We start from the raw sequence: 16544 nt of genomic DNA, 5'->3' as shown, positions 1-16544 counted from the left end.
ACTTGATGACGCACGCGCGTCGCATGGTGATCGGTCTATCGCCGATGATCGACGCGGCGCGCGAGGCGTTCGCCCGCAAATTGCACGAAGGTCACCAGCGCCACGAGAATGATGATCACGTTGAACATCACGCTCGTCTCATAGCGTTCGTAGCCGTAGCGCACTGCCAGATCGCCCAGACCACCCGCCCCCACGGCACCGGCCATCGCCGACGCGCCCACCATCGCGATCACCGTTACCGTCGCCCCGCCCAGAATGGCCGGCAACGCTTCGGGCAACAGCACGTGGCGCACGATGTGCCAACGGCGGCACCCCATCGCGCGGGCCGCCTCGATCAGCCCCGGATCGATTTCGCGCAGCCCCACTTGCGTAACGCGCGCAAAAAACGGAATCAGGTGCACGGCCAGCGGCACCACCGCCGCCCAAGTGCCCATGGTCGTGCCGACGAGCCAACGCGTGACCGGCAACAATGCGACGAGAAGAATGATGAACGGCACGGCGCGAAACAGGTTCACGACCACCGACAGGGCGCGATTGAAACGCGGACGCGGGGCCAGCCCACCCGGTGCGGTGAGCACCAGCACCACGGCAATCAGCATGCCGGCGGCAAAAACGATGGCGCACGCGCTGGTGACCATCAACAAGGTCTCGCCCAGCGCGCGCAGATATTTGTCGATCATGATGTGATATTTCGGTTGGCGTTCAGACGGCGCGCTGACGTGTCGCCGCTGCGGCGTTGCGGCCCTGCCATGCGTGTTGCAGCGGGCGTAGCAGTGCGCGGGTGGCCTCGGCCAACGGGTTCTCGAACACTTCCTCAACCGGGCCCAGTTCGGCAATGCGGCCCTGATCGAGTACCAGCACGCGGTCGCAAGCCTGATGAATCACACCCATGTCGTGCGTGATCAGCACCACCGTCAGGCCAAACTCGCGTTGTACGTCGCGCAGGAGGGTGAGGATGGCGTCGGTCGTTTCCGGGTCGAGTGCCGACGTCGCTTCGTCGCACAGCAGGATTTCCGGCCGGTGCACGAGCGCCCGCGCAATACCCACGCGTTGTTTCTGCCCGCCCGAGAGCATCGCGGGGTAGGCGTCCGACTTCCCGGTCAGCCCGACCAGCGACAACAATTCATTCACGCGCGGTGCAATCGCGGCTTTCGGCACGCCAGCCACACGCAGCGGCAACGCCACGTTCTCGAACACCGTCTTTGCCGAGAGCAAATTGAAGTGCTGGAAGATCATGCCCACACGCTGGCGCAAGCCGACGAGGGCATCTTCGTCGAGCGTCGCCACATCGACACCGTCGACTTTGACGTGCCCTTCGCTCGGGATTTCCAGTGCGTTGATCGTGCGCAGCAGCGTGGATTTGCCCGCCCCGCTGCGGCCGATGATGCCGAAGCTCTCGCCGCGCTGCACGGCAAACGACACGTCGTGCAGTGCGGCGCTCGACGCGCCCGGGTACACCTTGCCCAGTGCGTCGAAGGTGATGTGGGCAATCTCGCGCGTCGCAGCCGTGGGCAAACGCGTGACGGGGGCGGCGGCAGTCTGTCGTAACGTCATCGCGTATTTTTCCTTGGTTCAGAAGGCCGGGACGACCGAGCCCTGATACTTGGTCTCGATGAACTTGCGCACTTCTTCCGACTGATACGCCTTGATCAACGGGGCGACCCAAGGCGCGTTCTTGTCTTTCTCACGCACGGCAATGATGTTCACGTACGGATTGTTCTCGCGCTTTTCCACCGCAATGCCGTCGCGCGTGGCGATCAGGCCAGCTTGATACGCGAAGCTGTTGACGATGGCCGAAGCATCGACGTCGGGCAGCGAGCGCGCGAGCACCACGGAAGCGCTTTCGATGAAGTCGAGCTTGCGCGGGTTGGCGGTGACATCGGCCAGCGTCGCCGTGCCGGTGTACGGGTCGAAGCCGTCGCGCAGCTTGATCAGGCCGTGGTCACGTAGGATGACGAGCGCACGCGTCTGGTTGCTCGGGTCGTTCGGCAGACCGATCTTGGCGCCCACCGGCAGCGATTCGAGCGACTTGTACTTCTTCGAATAGAAGGCGATGGGCGAGATCAGCGTGTCGCCCACGGCCACGATCTTGTAGCCGCGCTGCTTGACCTGATCGCGCAGGAACGGGATGTGCTGGAACGAGTTGGCGTCGAGGTCGCCGCTGTTGAGCGCTTCGTTGGGGCTGGCCGTGCCGGTAACGACAACCGTCTCGACGTTCAGGCCGCGCGACTTTGCCACCTTCGTGACCACTTCCCAGATCTCTTCGTCAACGCCGCCGCGCACGCCCACCTTGAGCGGTTTGTCGGCGGCCATCGCGTTCGTCACGCCGAGGGTGCCCATCGTGCCGATGGATAGCGCCAGTGAGAGACTGCCGAGCAAGCGAATGAGTTGGCGGCGTTGCATTGTGATTTCCCCTGACGTGATTGCGTTGTGATCGCGTTGTGATCGCGTTGTGATTGCGTTGTATTGATGTGCCCGATTCAGGCGAAGAGACAGTCTAGGAAGTGGGCGCGGGGAGCGTCCAATAACCAATTTCGGAAAGCTAATTCATCCGGGCACGCGGAGCTTTCGTGCGCGAATTGGCAATCACTTGTAACTTTTTGTAATACGCCGCGCGAAAGAACAGGAACTCCAGCGCCTCGCATCGTCCAACAGGGATTCCCCAAGTGTTGCACCCGCCTCTCGTGGGCGGCTCTCGTGCGCCGTTCTGCGCTGCACGAGGTGGCCGCTTTTGTGTGCAACTGCCATTCGCCCCTTCTTTTCCGGAACCGCCCGAAGATGTCTGCCCTGTGGGATCCAACGTTGCCCCTGCTGTTCAGCCCCACCCTGCCCCGCCTGTATCGCATGTCCCCGCGTGTGGTGGCGCTCGCTCGCCTGATGCTGTTCGGCATCGTCCTGCTCATTGCGGGGCTGCCCGTCAGCGATGCGCTCGGCGCGACCGCGCATCAGACCAGCGCAGGAAAACGCCGGCAGGAGGCAACGAAGAAGAAAAAATCGGCGGCGAAGGTGGCGGCGAAGAAGCCTGTCAGGAAGTCGGCGGCGAGCGCTCGGACTAAAGCGTCGCGCAAAGCGACGCAGCCGCCACGCGCTGCGAAGGCCGCCAAGCGTGGCGCGCCAGTGGCAAAGCGGCGTGCAGCAGCGGCATTACCACCGAAAGCGGCGGCAGCCGCGGCATCCGCGCAGACGTCGTCTGGCAAGCAGGTCAGCACCGATGCAGAGCCACGTCTGCTGGCGCGCTGCGGTTTTACACCGGCCTCGCGTAAGCGGCTGTTCTCGCGGGCGGTTTATATCGTTGACGAGAAAACGCATACGCCGCTCTACGCCCGTAATGCCGATCGCATAATGCCCATCGCTTCGGTTTCCAAACTGATGACGGCCGTCGTCTGGCTCGACAATCAACCGTCGATGCGACAGCCGCTCACCGTCACGCGCGACGACCTCGATACGCTGAAATTCACGCATTCACGGCTGGCCGTGGGCTCGACGCTGACGCGTCGCGACATGCTGCATATCTCGCTGATGGCGTCGGAAAACCGCGCGGCGGCGGCGATGAGCCGCGATTATCCGGGCGGACGCCCCGCGTTTATTGCGGCGATGAATGCCAAGGCGAGGACGCTCAACATGCCCAATACGCGCTTCGAGAATTCGACGGGGCTTTCACCGCGCAATGTGTCCACCGCGCGCGAATTGGCGCGACTGGTGCGTGCCTCGAATGGCTATCCGCTCATTCGCCAGTATTCGATCGATCATCAGCAACTCGTGCGCACGGGCAAGGGACAGTTGCAGTACGTGAATACCAATCGGCTGGTGCGCTACGGCAAGGTGCATGCGAGCGTGCAGAAAACCGGCTTCATCAATGAGTCCGGTCACAACATGGTGATGCGCGTGATGGTGCATAAGCGCCGCCCCGTCATCGTCACGATGCTGGGCAGCGACACGCCGGAAGGCTCACGTCTGGACGGCGTGCGCATCGCGCATTGGTTGTCGTGCTCGTTGCAGTGAGTGCGTGACCGTGCGGTTGAAAGCGATCAACTGATCCGCTCGAACAGCGGTGAGGCGTGGCTCGCGGCGGCCAGTTCGGATGCTGCCGCCTGCAACGCCGGGCCGAGGCGAGCCATTCGCGCCTCGTCGAGCCGAATCAGCGGGCCGGCAATACTGATGACGCCCAATGCCGGATAACCCCGGCGCAAAATCGGGGCCGCCATGGCGGTCATGCCGGGCGCGAACACTTCGTTGATGGTGGCGTAGCCGCGCTGCCGGGCGGCATTGAGGAACGTGAGCAGTCCCTGCACCGTCGTCGGCGCATTGGGGCCATAGTCCTTCGGCTGTCCGAACCCCTGACGGCTCACCAGCGCCATCGCGCGCTCGTCGCTCATCGTCATCATCCACGCGTGACCGGTGGCCGAGCACGACAGCACGGTGTCCATCCCCATATCCGGGTCGTACTTCAGCCCCTTCATCGCCCCCTGCGCTTTCGCGACCCACGTGAGGCGGTCGCCGTCGACGATGGCCAGACGCACCAACTCACCCGACGTTTCGGCGAGTCGATCGAGAATCGCCTGCGCCATGTCGATGATCCCCGATGTGCTCAGGAAGCTTAGCCCCAGCCCCACCAGCTTGGTCGTCAGCACATAGTCGCCATGCTCGCGCAACTGGCGCACGTAGCCGAAACCCTTCAGGTCGGTGAGTAACCGGTGGCAGGCGCTGCGCGGGATATCGAGTTCATCGGCGATGAACGCCAACGGCGTGCCGCCCACTTGCTGGGCCAGCAGTTCCAGAATCGCGAGGGTGCGCTCCATCACGCCGTTCATACCGTCTCCGTTGTTTGATCACTGTTCGATTTTTCCGCATTGTGACATGTGATTCCAGTCTGGAATAGTGTTCCAACAGGCTCATTACTATCTCGCTTGCCAGCCCGGGACACGCCCGGGCGGCCCCCGTTTTCGACTCACGGTGCTGGCAGATGCCGATTTCCCCGGCGCGCCGCAACTGCGACGATGGGGCATGACGACAGATCAAATAGTCAGGAGACAGGCATGACACACGTAGCGACCTCTGCGTCGGACGCGTCGATGCAGACACGGGCGGTCACCGCCGCCACCATCGGCACCGCGCTCGAATGGTTCGACTTCACTTTGTACGGTGCATTGGCGGCGACCTTGCTGCCGAAGCTGTTCTTCCCCGCGATGGAGCCGACATCGGCCCTGCTCGCCTCGCTGGCGACGTTCGGCGTCGGACTGGCGGCGCGCCCGCTAGGCGCAGTTATTTGCGGCTCGCTCGGCGACAAGTTCGGGCGGCGCAATCTGATGCTCGCCACGGTATCGGTCATGGGCGTGGCGTCGGTGCTCATGGGCTTGCTGCCCACATACGCGCAAATCGGCGTGTGGGCGCCGATTCTGCTGGTGGTGCTGCGCATCGTGCAGGGCTTCGCGCTGGGTGGCGAGTCGACGGGCGGGCAACTGATGGCCATCGAACACGCGAGTCCGGACAGGCGCGGCCGATATTCCGGGCTGCTGGGCATCTGCTCGCCTGTCAGCCAGATTCTCGCCAACGCGGCGCTATTCGGGCTATCGGCATCGCTGTCGACCGAGGCGTTCGAGTCTTGGGGATGGCGTGTGCCGTTCGTGATGAGTGTCTTGCTGGTGATCGTCGGCGTGTACATCCGGCTAAAGGTGCATGAGACCCCGGCGTTTGCCGCGATGAAACAGGCGACGCAGGTCGTGAAGGTGAGCAATCCGCTGCGCGATGCGGTGCGCCTGCATTACAAGCCGCTGATTCGCTGGACGCTGTTCTTTTGCGGCCCTGCGGCGATCTTCTATCTGATCGTGGTGTTCTCGCTGAGCTACATCACCAAGACGCTGGGCGTGCCGAAGCAGACGGCGTTCATGCTGCTCATGGGCGCGAATATCTTCGCCATTTTCGGTGCATTGATCGGCGGCGCGCTCAGCGACCGGATCGGCCGCAAGAAGGCACTGGCGATTGGCTCGTGCGCCACGCTGCTGATCTCGCTCGTGTATTTCTCCGTACTCGAGACGCGCAGCTTCGTGCCGATGCTGCTGATCATGGGGCTGTTTCTCGGCTTCACGCAGTACCAGAGTGGGATTCAGCCGGTGGCCTTTGCCGAGGCGTTTCCGACGAACGTCCGTTACTCGGGCTCGGCGCTCGCTTATACCGGTGCCAATTTGCTCACGGGCGGACCGATGCCGATGGTCGCGGTCTGGCTGCTCTCGATCAGCAACGGATCGCCTTGGGCCGTGGTGGCGTTGTGCGCCGTGCTCAATGTGATTTCGCTCGCCGCCATTCTCATCGGACCAGAGACACGCGGCATCGACATGCACCGCACCGACTCGACGCATGCGCTCACGGGCGATGCTGCGGAGGTTGAACACTTGGCGACGCTCGGTAGCGGTAGCGGCAATGGCAGCGCGGCCAACGTCTCGCGCGTGACGCCAGTCGACGGTGCGCATGGCATGCGCAACAGCCACTGATTATTTGTCTTTCACGGGAAACGCATTCACCACCATGTCCGATCTTGTCTACATCCTCAACGGACCGAACCTCAACATGCTCGGCAAGCGCGAGCCGCACCTCTACGGGCACACCACGCTCGCCGAGATCGAAACGACCGTGCGGTCAGTGGCAGCACAGCTTGAACTGCGTTGCGAGTTCCGGCAGACGAACAGCGAAGCCACGATGATCGACTGGTTGCAGGAAGCGTTCGAAGCCGGCGCGGGCGTCATCCTCAACCCGGCCGGCTTCTCGTTCCGGTCCATTCCCGTGCTTGACGCTGCGAAGCTGATCGAGCGTCCGTTGATCGAGGTGCATATCACCAACATCCACAAGCGCGACAAGATTTACCGGCACTCGTTGATTTCGACCGTGGCGACGGGAGTGATCTGCGGTCTCGGCGTGCAGTGCTACCCGCTGGCACTGCACGCGATGGCCGGGATGTTGAGGGCAGCGCGCTAGACGTTGGCGTCCCCCTTTCAGCGCATCTGCGTTAACGGCCGGTGGCGTTGCACCGGCGTTGCACCGGCGTTGCATTAACGCGCCCGGGCGTGCCAGCGTCCCCACGCGGCGGTAGCGATCAGCAAGATGGCTGCCGCCGCGATCACGGCATTGAAGCCTTGATCGAAGGCGGTATTCGCCAGACGCGTAAGCGACTCGGCGAGTGCCGCCGGCAATTGTTCGGCGACGAGCTGCGCTTCGTCGAGGCTGTCGCGCACGATGCTCGGTAACGCGTCGGTCTGCGGCACTTGCATGCCACGGGCGTACACGAACGACAGCAGACTGCCCATGAACGTCACGCCCAACGCACCACCCAGTTCGTACGAGACTTCCTCAACCGAGGCCGCCATCCCGGCGCGTTCCGGCGGCGCACTCTGCATGATCGTGCTCGACGCGGCCGTCATCGTCGCGCCGACGCCAAAGCCGAGAATGGCCAGCGTGACGATCGACGGCATCAGCCCCATGTCGCGCACGAACAGATAGCCCGCCATCCCGATCCCCGAGATCAGCAACGCGATCGGCAGCATGCGAGCGCCACCGAGACGCGGCAGCAGTTGACCGGCAATCGGCCCGGCGACGAAGGCGGCGAGCGGCAACGGCACGATGGCCCAACCGGCCTCGAGCGGCGAGTAGCCGAGCACCAGTTGCAGACGCTGACTGAACACCAGTTCCATCCCGATCAGCGATGCCGACGCGACCAGCGCCGCGACGACGGCACTTGCGAATGCCGGATTGCGGAACAGTGTGAAGTCGAGCAACGGATGAGCACTGTGCTGTTGGCGGCGCACGAACGCCGCGAGGAAAACGCCACCCACGACAAGCGCCACGCCCACCGTCCACCAATCGGGCGAAGGCTTACCGGCCGACTTGATCGCATAGGTCAGGCCGACCAGCCCGACCATAAAGAGCACAGAGCCGAACCAGTCCCACGGCTGCGTCGACGTCGCCCCACCCTTCGGAATCAGCCAGTACGCCAGCGGCAACGCGAGCAACACGATGGGCACGTTGATCAGGAAGACCGAGCCCCACCAGAAGTGTTCGAGCAACGCACCGCCCACGACCGGGCCGAATGCGGCACCGCCGGATGCGACCGATGCCCAGATGCCGATAGCCAACGCACGTTCGCGCGAATCGGCAAACGTGAGGCGAATGAGCGAGAGCGTGGCCGGCATCATCATCGCGGCCCCCACGCCAAGCAGTGCGCGAGCGGCGATCAGCAGGTTGGCGTCGGGCGAGAAAGCCGCCGCCAATGAGGCGATACCGAAGACGGCCAACCCGGCGATGAACAGACGCTTATGACCGAGGCGGTCACCGAGCGTGCCCATGCCGAGCAACAGGCCGGAGACGACAAGCGCGTATGCGTTGACGATCCACAGCTTGGCGGACGCCGTCGCTGCAAGATCGTGGGTCAGACGCGGCAGTGCCGTGTAGAGCACCGTCATGTCGATCACGATGAGCAGCAGCGCCACCGAAACGATCGCGAGCACCAGCCAGCGACGACGGTCGCTGGTTTGAGGCACCGGATGCGAAGAGGTATGCAGACTGGACATCGAAGAACTCCTTTATGCACGGGTCCGTTTGTACTCGCCTTGGTGGACCCGGGCTTTGTTATCACCCAAGGGAAAACCCGGATCATCCATCATTAAACGAATTAGGAAAAGTTAGATTCCATCCGAAAAGTAGATGGATATGCCCCACATTTAGCCAATTCTTGTGGCAAATAGGGTTTTGCATTGGACTGGCCGCTGCATTTGGGATTTAGAAGTGGGATTCAAGCGGACGCACTATCACGGCCGTCAAGACTGGCGGCATGACAGCCGGACGCATACAATCTGCGCCACATTCCCATCGGGCGAAAATCCCCCCTAATTCGTACACATGGCTTCTCAACCGACTCGTATTCCCGACGCAGTTTCGCTACCCGAATTAACGGTACGCGGCATGATTCTCGGCGCGCTGATCACTGTGGTGTTCACCGCCTCCAATGTTTATCTCGGCTTGAAAGTCGGCCTCACCTTTTCATCGTCTATTCCGGCGGCCGTGATCTCGATGGCCGTGCTGCGCGCACTGCGTGGCGGCAATATCCTCGAGAACAATATGGTGCAGACGCAGGCGTCTGCGGCCGGCACGCTCTCATCGATCATTTTCGTTTTGCCGGGCCTGCTGATGATTGGCCATTGGCAAGGCTTTCCATTTGGTTTGACGCTCGCCATTTGCGCGTCGGGCGGCATTCTCGGTGTGCTCTTTACCATTCCGTTGCGACGCGCGATGGTGGTGGACAGCGATCTGCCTTATCCGGAAGGTGTGGCGGCGGCTGAAATTCTTCGTGTCGGCAGTGAAGGCGACGATGCGTCGGCCTCGAATTCCGCTAACGGTCAGTCGGACCGTCAATCGAATGCGGCGGGTGGCAGTGGCGTGCGCGAGATTGCGTTTGGCGGTGTGGTGTCCGCGTTGTTCGCATTCGCCACCAATGGTCTGAAGATTTTTGGGGAAAGCATTACCGCGTGGATTCCTGCGGGCACGGCGGTGTTTCGCCTGACCAGTGGCTTTTCGCTGGCCTTGATCGGGGCGGGCTACCTGATCGGGATTATCTCGGGTCTGGCGATTCTGCTCGGCATCATATTGAGCTGGGGCATTGCGGTGCCGGTGCTGACGTCGATTACGCCCAATACCGATGGGCAAGCGATGGCCGCGTTTGCCAACGGGCTCTGGCAGCACAAGGTGCGGTTCATTGGTGCGGGCACCATCGGCGTCGCTGCCGTGTGGACGCTTATTACGCTCGCCAAGCCGATGGTCGAGGGCGTTAAGACGTCGTTCGCGGCGTTGGGGCAGTCTCGGGCTCGCGGCACCGGCGTGAAGCTCGGCCGGACGGAGCAGGATCTTTCGCCGCGCTGGGTCATTGGCTTGACGCTGGTTTGCGTGGCCGTCTGGGTGGTGACGTTCGGTGTGTTCCTTGCGGACGCACCGTTGTCGGTCGGCGGCATTGCGACGCTGGTGGCTTGCAGTGTGGTGTTCGCGGTGGTCTTCGGCTTTTTGGTTGCTGCGGCTTGCGGTTACATGGCGGGCTTGGTGGGGTCTTCGGCGAGTCCGATTTCCGGCATCGGTATCGTCGCGGTGGTGCTGGTCTCGTTGTTGATTCTCAGCGTGAGTCAGGCGAGCGGCCTGCTCGATACGACGGCCGGCGGCAAGCTGGCGATTGCGCTGGCGCTCTTCACGACCGCGGCTGTTATCGCGATTGCCACGATTTCGAACGACAACTTGCAAGATCTGAAGACGGGCTGGCTCGTGGGTGCGACGCCGTGGCGTCAGCAGGTGGCGTTGCTGGTGGGTTGCGTGGTCGGCGCGGCGGTGATTCCGCCGGTGTTGAATCTGCTCTACAACGCGTACGGCTTTACGGATGCGTTGCCGCGCGCCGGGATGGATCCGTCGCAGGCCTTGTCGGCGCCGCAGGCCATTCTGATGACGGCGATCGCCAAGGGCATCTTCACGCATCAGCTCGACTGGTCGATGCTCGGCATTGGCGCGGTGGTGGGACTGGTGATGATTGCCATCGATGCGATGTTGGCAAAGCGAGGTGGCGTTGCGCGGTTGCCGGTGATTGCCGTGGGGATTGGTATTTACCTGCCGCCGACGATTGGTTCGGCGTTGGTGATTGGTTCGCTATTGGGTTGGATTTCGCACCGGGTGATGAAGGCGCGTGCAAAAGCACATGGCAAAGACTTCGGACCTTATGCGGAAGCCGCTGAGCGACGCGGTGTGTTGTTGGCGTCGGGGCTGATTGTCGGCGAAAGCCTAGTGGGTGTCGCGATGGCGATGGTGGTTGGCTTCACTGGCTCAGATGCACCCTTGGCAATCGTAGGCAGCGGGTTTGCCGGGACAGCCGATTGGATCGCATTCGCAGCGTTTATCGCCGTATGCGTCGTGCTGGTTCGTCGCGTATTGGCTGCCGTACCGCGTTAAATAGCGGTAGTTCGCGATCGTTGTTATTTGTGATGTCTTTTGTTTGCGGTAATTGTTAGCGCTAGGTCGGATGTCGAAAACTTCGATATCCGACCGACGCCGGCTCGGACGCAACGTCAGTTGTAGCGCTTGGTTCCGGTGTGATGGGGTCCCATTCTCGCCGTCACCGTAGGTCAGAGCCCTTCCCCGCCCCCCTCTATTTCCCCAGCTTCATCTCCTAACGCGGCACGACACTGCGAACACCGGGAGTGAACGCGTTTTCGCATTCATCAACGCAACACCTCTTCAGGGCGATTTCCAGCCCCGACACCCATTCCGCATTCCAATCCACGCGAAGGGACTGAGCGCGAAACTAGGCGCAATCAACGTGCTGGTCGACGGCAATGAATGAACACGTCTTACTTGGGGCAGAGCAATAGCAGGGGACAGACTGCCGGCCTCGCCAACTTGAAGCCAAGCACGTGTCGCAAAGGGGAATATCAGAAGGGATCTAAACGCTATGCGCGTCGATTCCGCTAGCCGCCTGCGGAAACAAAGATCGACCGATGGTGTTGAGTGCAACACTCTCGAATCCGATCCCGCAAAGCAAAAACCCCTTGCTACGCGTTGTAGCAAGGGGTCTTTAGGGGAGCCTGACGATTACCTACTTTCACACGGGTATCCGCACTATCATCGGCGTGGAGTCGTTTCACGGTCCTGTTCGGGATGGGAAGGGGTGGTTCCAACTCGCTATGGTCATCAGGCATAACTTGTATGTTCTGCTGCACTGAGTGCAACAAAACCAATTCAGAAGAAGCGTAGTACTACATGTAGTTGGGTTGTGAGCGTATCAGCCTCGTTATGGGCACACGCAACTCACACCAGCACAAAACACACTGGTTATAGGATCAAGCCTTACGGGCAATTAGTATCAGTTAGCTTAACGCATTACTGCGCTTCCACACCTGACCTATCAACGTCCTGGTCTTGAACGACCCTTCAAAGGAATCGAGTTCCTAGGGAAGTCTCATCTTAAGGCGAGTTTCCCGCTTAGATGCTTTCAGCGGTTATCTCTTCCGAACATAGCTACCCGGCGATGCCACTGGCGTGACAACCGGTACACCAGAGGTTCGTCCACTCCGGTCCTCTCGTACTAGGAGCAGCCCCCTTCAAACTTCCAACGCCCACGGCAGATAGGGACCAAACTGTCTCACGACGTTTTAAACCCAGCTCACGTACCTCTTTAAATGGCGAACAGCCATACCCTTGGGACCGGCTACAGCCCCAGGATGAGATGAGCCGACATCGAGGTGCCAAACACCGCCGTCGATATGAACTCTTGGGCGGTATCAGCCTGTTATCCCCAGAGTACCTTTTATCCGTTGAGCGATGGCCCTTCCATACAGAACCACCGGATCACTATGACCTGCTTTCGCACCTGCTCGACTTGTCAGTCTCGCAGTTAAGCACGCTTTTGCCATTGCACTATCAGCACGATTTCCGACCGTACCTAGCGTACCTTCGTACTCCTCCGTTACACTTTGGGAGGAGACCGCCCCAGTCAAACTGCCTACCATGCACTGTCCCCGATCCGGATTACGGACCTAGGTTAGAACCTCAAACAAACCAGGGTGGTATTTCAAGGATGGCTCCACAGAAACTAGCGTTCCTGCTTCAAAGCCTCCCACCTATCCTACACAGACCGGTTCAAAGTCCAATGCAAAGCTACAGTAAAGGTTCATGGGGTCTTTCCGTCTAGCCGCGGGTAGATTGCATCATCACAAACACTTCAACTTCGCTGAGTCTCGGGAGGAGACAGTGTGGCCATCGTTACGCCATTCGTGCAGGTCGGAACTTACCCGACAAGGAATTTCGCTACCTTAGGACCGTTATAGTTACGGCCGCCGTTTACCGGGACTTCAATCAAGAGCTTGCACCCCATCATTTAATCTTCCGGCACCGGGCAGGCGTCACACCCTATACGTCCACTTTCGTGTTTGCAGAGTGCTGTGTTTTTATTAAACAGTCGCAGCCACCAGTTTATTGCAACCCTTTCACCCTCCTGGCGCAGGCCAGTCAAGCTACAAGGGCGTACCTTATCCCGAAGTTACGGTACCAATTTGCCGAGTTCCTTCTCCCGAGTTCTCTCAAGCGCCTTAGAATACTCATCTCGCCCACCTGTGTCGGTTTGCGGTACGGTCTCGTATGACTGAAGCTTAGAGGCTTTTCTTGGAACCACTTCCAATTGCTTCGTGAACAAGTTCACTCGCCCCATATCCTTGAATTCCGCGCCCGGATTTGCCTAAGCGCCTTCTCCAATACAGGGACCGGGACTTCCAACACCCGGACAACCTTCCGCGATCCGTCCCCCCATCGCATCATACGACGGTGCAGGAATATTAACCTGCTTCCCATCAGCTACGCATCTCTGCCTCGCCTTAGGGGCCGACTCACCCTACGCCGATGAACGTTGCGTAGGAAACCTTGGGCTTACGGCGAGGGGGCCTTTCACCCCCTTTATCGCTACTCATGTCAGCATTCGCACTTCTGATACCTCCAGCATCCTTCACAAGACACCTTCACAGGCTTACAGAACGCTCTCCTACCATGCGAGCAAGCTCGCATCCGCAGCTTCGGTATATTGCTTAGCCCCGTTACATCTTCCGCGCAGGACGACTCGATCAGTGAGCTATTACGCTTTCTTTAAAGGGTGGCTGCTTCTAAGCCAACCTCCTGACTGTTTTAGCCTTCCCACTTCGTTTCCCACTTAGCAATATTTAGGGACCTTAGCTGGCGGTCTGGGTTGTTTCCCTCTTGACACCGGACGTTAGCACCCGATGTCTGTCTCCCGTGATTGCACTCTTCGGTATTCGGAGTTTGCTATGGCGAAGTAATCCGCAATGGACCCTTCAACCATGACAGTGCTCTACCCCCGAAGGTGATACACGAGGCACTACCTAAATAGTTTTCGGAGAGAACCAGCTATTTCCAAGTTTGTTTAGCCTTTCACCCCTATCCACAGCTCATCCCCTAATTTTTCAACATTAGTGGGTTCGGACCTCCAGTACGTGTTACCGCACCTTCATCCTGGCCATGGATAGATCACTTGGTTTCGGGTCTACACCCAGCGACTGAACGCCCTATTCGGACTCGCTTTCGCTACGCCTTCCCTATTCGGTTAAGCTTGCCACTGAATGTAAGTCGCTGACCCATTATACAAAAGGTACGCCGTCACCCCTTACGAGGCTCCGACTGTTTGTATGCATGCGGTTTCAGGATCTATTTCACTCCCCTCCCGGGGTTCTTTTCGCCTTTCCCTCACGGTACTGGTTCACTATCGGTCGATTACGAGTATTTAGCCTTGGAGGATGGTCCCCCCATCTTCAGACAGGATTTCACGTGTCCCGCCCTACTTTTCTCAAGCTTAGTTCCACACCAGGGTTTTCTCATACGGGGCTATCACCCACTATGGCCGGACTTTCCATTCCGTTTTGATAACACCGGTGCTAAATCTTGAAGGCTGGTCCCATTTCGCTCGCCACTACTTTGGGAATCTCGGTTGATTTCTTTTCCTGCAGCTACTTAGATGTTTCAGTTCGCCGCGTTCGCTTCACTAGACCTATGTATTCAGTCTAGGATGACCCATTCGGGCCGGGTTTCCCCATTCGGACATTTGTGGATCAAAGCTTATTTGCCAGCTCCCCACAACTTTTCGCAGGCTATCGCGTCCTTCATCGCCTGTAATCGCCAAGGCATCCACCACATGCACTTATTCGCTTGACCCTATAACGAGAATGTCTCGTTATAGGTTGAGTTTTAGCGTTGTGCCGTATTCCAAGTCATCTTTCGATCACTTAAATACTAGTTGATACAATCACAACCCGTACAATTTCCACGCGCCATCTCTAACGCGCTTCCGTTGTACTACTACTTCTTCTAAATTGTTAAAGAACAAATAACTGCATGACATTGCTGTCATTCAAAAACATTCACATTCGTTGGGATTTACCGCAGACGTAAAAGCTTTTGACTGACATCGATGTGCGATCTAAGGAATTGGTGGAGGCAGACGGGATCGAACCGACGACCCCCTGCTTGCAAAGCAGGTGCTCTCCCAGCTGAGCTATGCCCCCATTTCAAGCCAGTTTCCACCGACTTGGTCAGGCGGTGGTTAGCTTGGTGGGTCTGGAAGGACTTGAACCTTCGACCCCCGCCTTATCAAGACGGTGCTCTAACCACCTGAGCTACAGACCCGACTTAGATCTACGCAGTCAACAACCGATAAGCGTGAACACTCAACTTCCAGTGCATGCTCTAGAAAGGAGGTGATCCAGCCGCAGGTTCCCCTACGGCTACCTTGTTACGACTTCACCCCAGTCATGAATCCTGCCGTGGTAAGCGCCCTCCTTACGGTTAGGCTACCTACTTCTGGCAAAACCCACTCCCATGGTGTGACGGGCGGTGTGTACAAGACCCGGGAACGTATTCACCGCGACATGCTGATCCGCGATTACTAGCGATTCCAACTTCACGCAGTCGAGTTGCAGACTGCGATCCGGACTACGATCGGTTTTCTGGGGTTAGCTCCATCTCGCGATTTGGCAGCCCTCTGTACCGACCATTGTATGACGTGTGAAGCCCTACCCATAAGGGCCATGAGGACTTGACGTCATCCCCACCTTCCTCCGGTTTGTCACCGGCAGTCTCCTTAGAGTGCTCTTGCGTAGCAACTAAGGACAAGGGTTGCGCTCGTTGCGGGACTTAACCCAACATCTCACGACACGAGCTGACGACAGCCATGCAGCACCTGTGTTACGGCTCTCTTTCGAGCACCCCCACCTTTCAGCAGGATTCCGTACATGTCAAGGGTAGGTAAGGTTTTTCGCGTTGCATCGAATTAATCCACATCATCCACCGCTTGTGCGGGTCCCCGTCAATTCCTTTGAGTTTTAATCTTGCGACCGTACTCCCCAGGCGGTCAACTTCACGCGTTAGCTTCGTTACTAAGGAAATGAATCCCCAACAACTAGTTGACATCGTTTAGGGCGTGGACTACCAGGGTATCTAATCCTGTTTGCTCCCCACGCTTTCGTGCATGAGCGTCAGTATTGGCCCAGGGGGCTGCCTTCGCCATCGGTATTCCTCCACATCTCTACGCATTTCACTGCTACACGTGGAATTCTACCCCCCTCTGCCATACTCTAGCCTTGCAGTCACGAATGCAGTTCCCAGGTTAAGCCCGGGGATTTCACATCCGTCTTACAAAACCGCCTGCGCACGCTTTACGCCCAGTAATTCCGATTAACGCTTGCACCCTACGTATTACCGCGGCTGCTGGCACGTAGTTAGCCGGTGCTTATTCTTCCGGTACCGTCATCCCCCCGAGGTATTATCCCAAGGGATTTCTTTCCGGACAAAAGTGCTTTACAACCCGAAGGCCTTCTTCACACACGCGGCATTGCTGGATCAGGCTTTCGCCCATTGTCCAAAATTCCCCACTGCTGCCTCCCGTAGGAGTCTGGGCCGTGTCTCAGTCCCAGTGTGGCTGGTCGTCCTCTCAGACCAGCTACAGATCGTCGCCTTGGTGAGCTTTTACC

General features: G+C 59.2%; 8 protein-coding genes, 2 tRNA genes, 3 rRNA genes and 1 pseudogene. 4 read left to right on the top strand and 10 right to left on the bottom strand.

Going from position 1 to position 16544, the window contains the following annotated elements; translation table 11 throughout:
- Positions 1-35: 35 nt before the first annotated feature.
- From PIN31009_RS05850 to PIN31009_RS05840, 3 genes and pseudogenes are all read right to left on the bottom strand, one after another.
- Positions 36-680 (bottom strand): methionine ABC transporter permease, encoded by a 645-nt coding sequence (locus tag PIN31009_RS05850; RefSeq protein ID WP_058379821.1) that lies wholly within the window; start codon positions 678-680, stop codon positions 36-38.
- Positions 681-753: 73 nt separating this feature from the next.
- A pseudogene (locus PIN31009_RS05845) lies at positions 754-1554 on the bottom strand (methionine ABC transporter ATP-binding protein); the annotation flags it as partial.
- Between the two features lie 18 nt (positions 1555-1572).
- Complete coding sequence (locus tag PIN31009_RS05840) at positions 1573-2403, bottom strand: MetQ/NlpA family ABC transporter substrate-binding protein (protein WP_150683472.1); 831 nt, start codon at positions 2401-2403, stop codon at positions 1573-1575.
- Positions 2404-2778: 375 nt separating this feature from the next.
- Here PIN31009_RS05840 and PIN31009_RS05835 point away from each other — a divergent pair, with 375 nt between their 5' ends.
- Positions 2779-4002, top strand: a complete 1224-nt coding sequence (locus PIN31009_RS05835; protein WP_246185529.1) for a serine hydrolase — start codon at positions 2779-2781, stop codon at positions 4000-4002.
- Between the two features lie 26 nt (positions 4003-4028).
- Here the strand turns inward: PIN31009_RS05835 and PIN31009_RS05830 are convergent, their stop codons facing one another.
- On the bottom strand, positions 4029-4811 hold the full coding sequence (locus tag PIN31009_RS05830; RefSeq protein WP_150683471.1) for an IclR family transcriptional regulator: 783 nt from the start codon (positions 4809-4811) through the stop codon (positions 4029-4031).
- 225 nt (positions 4812-5036) lie between these two features.
- Between PIN31009_RS05830 and PIN31009_RS05825 the strand changes: the two genes are divergently transcribed.
- Both PIN31009_RS05825 and PIN31009_RS05820 read left to right on the top strand, forming a co-directional pair.
- A complete protein-coding gene (locus tag PIN31009_RS05825) occupies positions 5037-6488 on the top strand; it encodes an MFS transporter (RefSeq protein WP_150789658.1) in 1452 nt (483 codons plus the stop codon).
- A 34-nt stretch (positions 6489-6522) separates the two neighbouring features.
- Positions 6523-6969 (top strand): type II 3-dehydroquinate dehydratase, encoded by a 447-nt coding sequence (locus PIN31009_RS05820; protein ID WP_150789657.1) that lies wholly within the window; start codon positions 6523-6525, stop codon positions 6967-6969.
- A 74-nt stretch (positions 6970-7043) separates the two neighbouring features.
- On the opposite strand, the gene PIN31009_RS05815 is transcribed toward PIN31009_RS05820, so the two are convergent.
- Positions 7044-8558, bottom strand: coding sequence for an MFS transporter (locus tag PIN31009_RS05815; RefSeq protein ID WP_150789656.1), 1515 nt, complete (start codon positions 8556-8558; stop codon positions 7044-7046).
- 328 nt (positions 8559-8886) lie between these two features.
- On the opposite strand from PIN31009_RS05815, the gene PIN31009_RS05810 reads away from it, so the two are divergent.
- A complete protein-coding gene (locus tag PIN31009_RS05810) occupies positions 8887-10968 on the top strand; it encodes an OPT family oligopeptide transporter (protein ID WP_150789655.1) in 2082 nt (693 codons plus the stop codon).
- Positions 10969-11598: 630 nt separating this feature from the next.
- Here PIN31009_RS05810 and rrf read toward each other — a convergent pair.
- From rrf to PIN31009_RS05785, 5 genes are all read right to left on the bottom strand, one after another.
- A 5S ribosomal RNA gene (rrf, locus tag PIN31009_RS05805) occupies positions 11599-11711 on the bottom strand.
- A gap of 140 nt (positions 11712-11851) precedes the next feature.
- Positions 11852-14730 (bottom strand): 23S ribosomal RNA (locus tag PIN31009_RS05800).
- A gap of 274 nt (positions 14731-15004) precedes the next feature.
- Positions 15005-15080: transfer RNA gene (locus PIN31009_RS05795), tRNA-Ala, on the bottom strand.
- Between the two features lie 44 nt (positions 15081-15124).
- Positions 15125-15201 (bottom strand) — tRNA-Ile (locus tag PIN31009_RS05790).
- A 64-nt stretch (positions 15202-15265) separates the two neighbouring features.
- A 16S ribosomal RNA gene (locus tag PIN31009_RS05785) occupies positions 15266-16544 on the bottom strand; the annotation flags it as partial.

This window comes from Pandoraea iniqua (assembly GCF_902459685.1).
Lineage (GTDB): Bacteria > Pseudomonadota > Gammaproteobacteria > Burkholderiales > Burkholderiaceae > Pandoraea > Pandoraea iniqua.
Note: the sequence above shows the minus strand (reverse complement) of the source record. Positions and strands in the feature narration are given on the sequence as shown.

What these genes read in the sequence shown, in the direction of transcription:
- PIN31009_RS05850 (WP_058379821.1), bottom strand. Translation starts at nt 680, where the DNA reads ATGATCGACAAATATCTGCGCGCGCTGGGCGAGACCTTGTTGATGGTC.
- PIN31009_RS05840 (WP_150683472.1), bottom strand. Translation starts at nt 2,403, where the DNA reads ATGCAACGCCGCCAACTCATTCGCTTGCTCGGCAGTCTCTCACTGGCG.
- PIN31009_RS05835 (WP_246185529.1), top strand. Translation starts at nt 2,779, where the DNA reads ATGTCTGCCCTGTGGGATCCAACGTTGCCCCTGCTGTTCAGCCCCACC.
- PIN31009_RS05830 (WP_150683471.1), bottom strand. Translation starts at nt 4,811, where the DNA reads ATGAACGGCGTGATGGAGCGCACCCTCGCGATTCTGGAACTGCTGGCC.
- PIN31009_RS05825 (WP_150789658.1), top strand. Translation starts at nt 5,037, where the DNA reads ATGACACACGTAGCGACCTCTGCGTCGGACGCGTCGATGCAGACACGG.
- PIN31009_RS05820 (WP_150789657.1), top strand. Translation starts at nt 6,523, where the DNA reads ATGTCCGATCTTGTCTACATCCTCAACGGACCGAACCTCAACATGCTC.
- PIN31009_RS05815 (WP_150789656.1), bottom strand. Translation starts at nt 8,558, where the DNA reads ATGTCCAGTCTGCATACCTCTTCGCATCCGGTGCCTCAAACCAGCGAC.
- PIN31009_RS05810 (WP_150789655.1), top strand. Translation starts at nt 8,887, where the DNA reads ATGGCTTCTCAACCGACTCGTATTCCCGACGCAGTTTCGCTACCCGAA.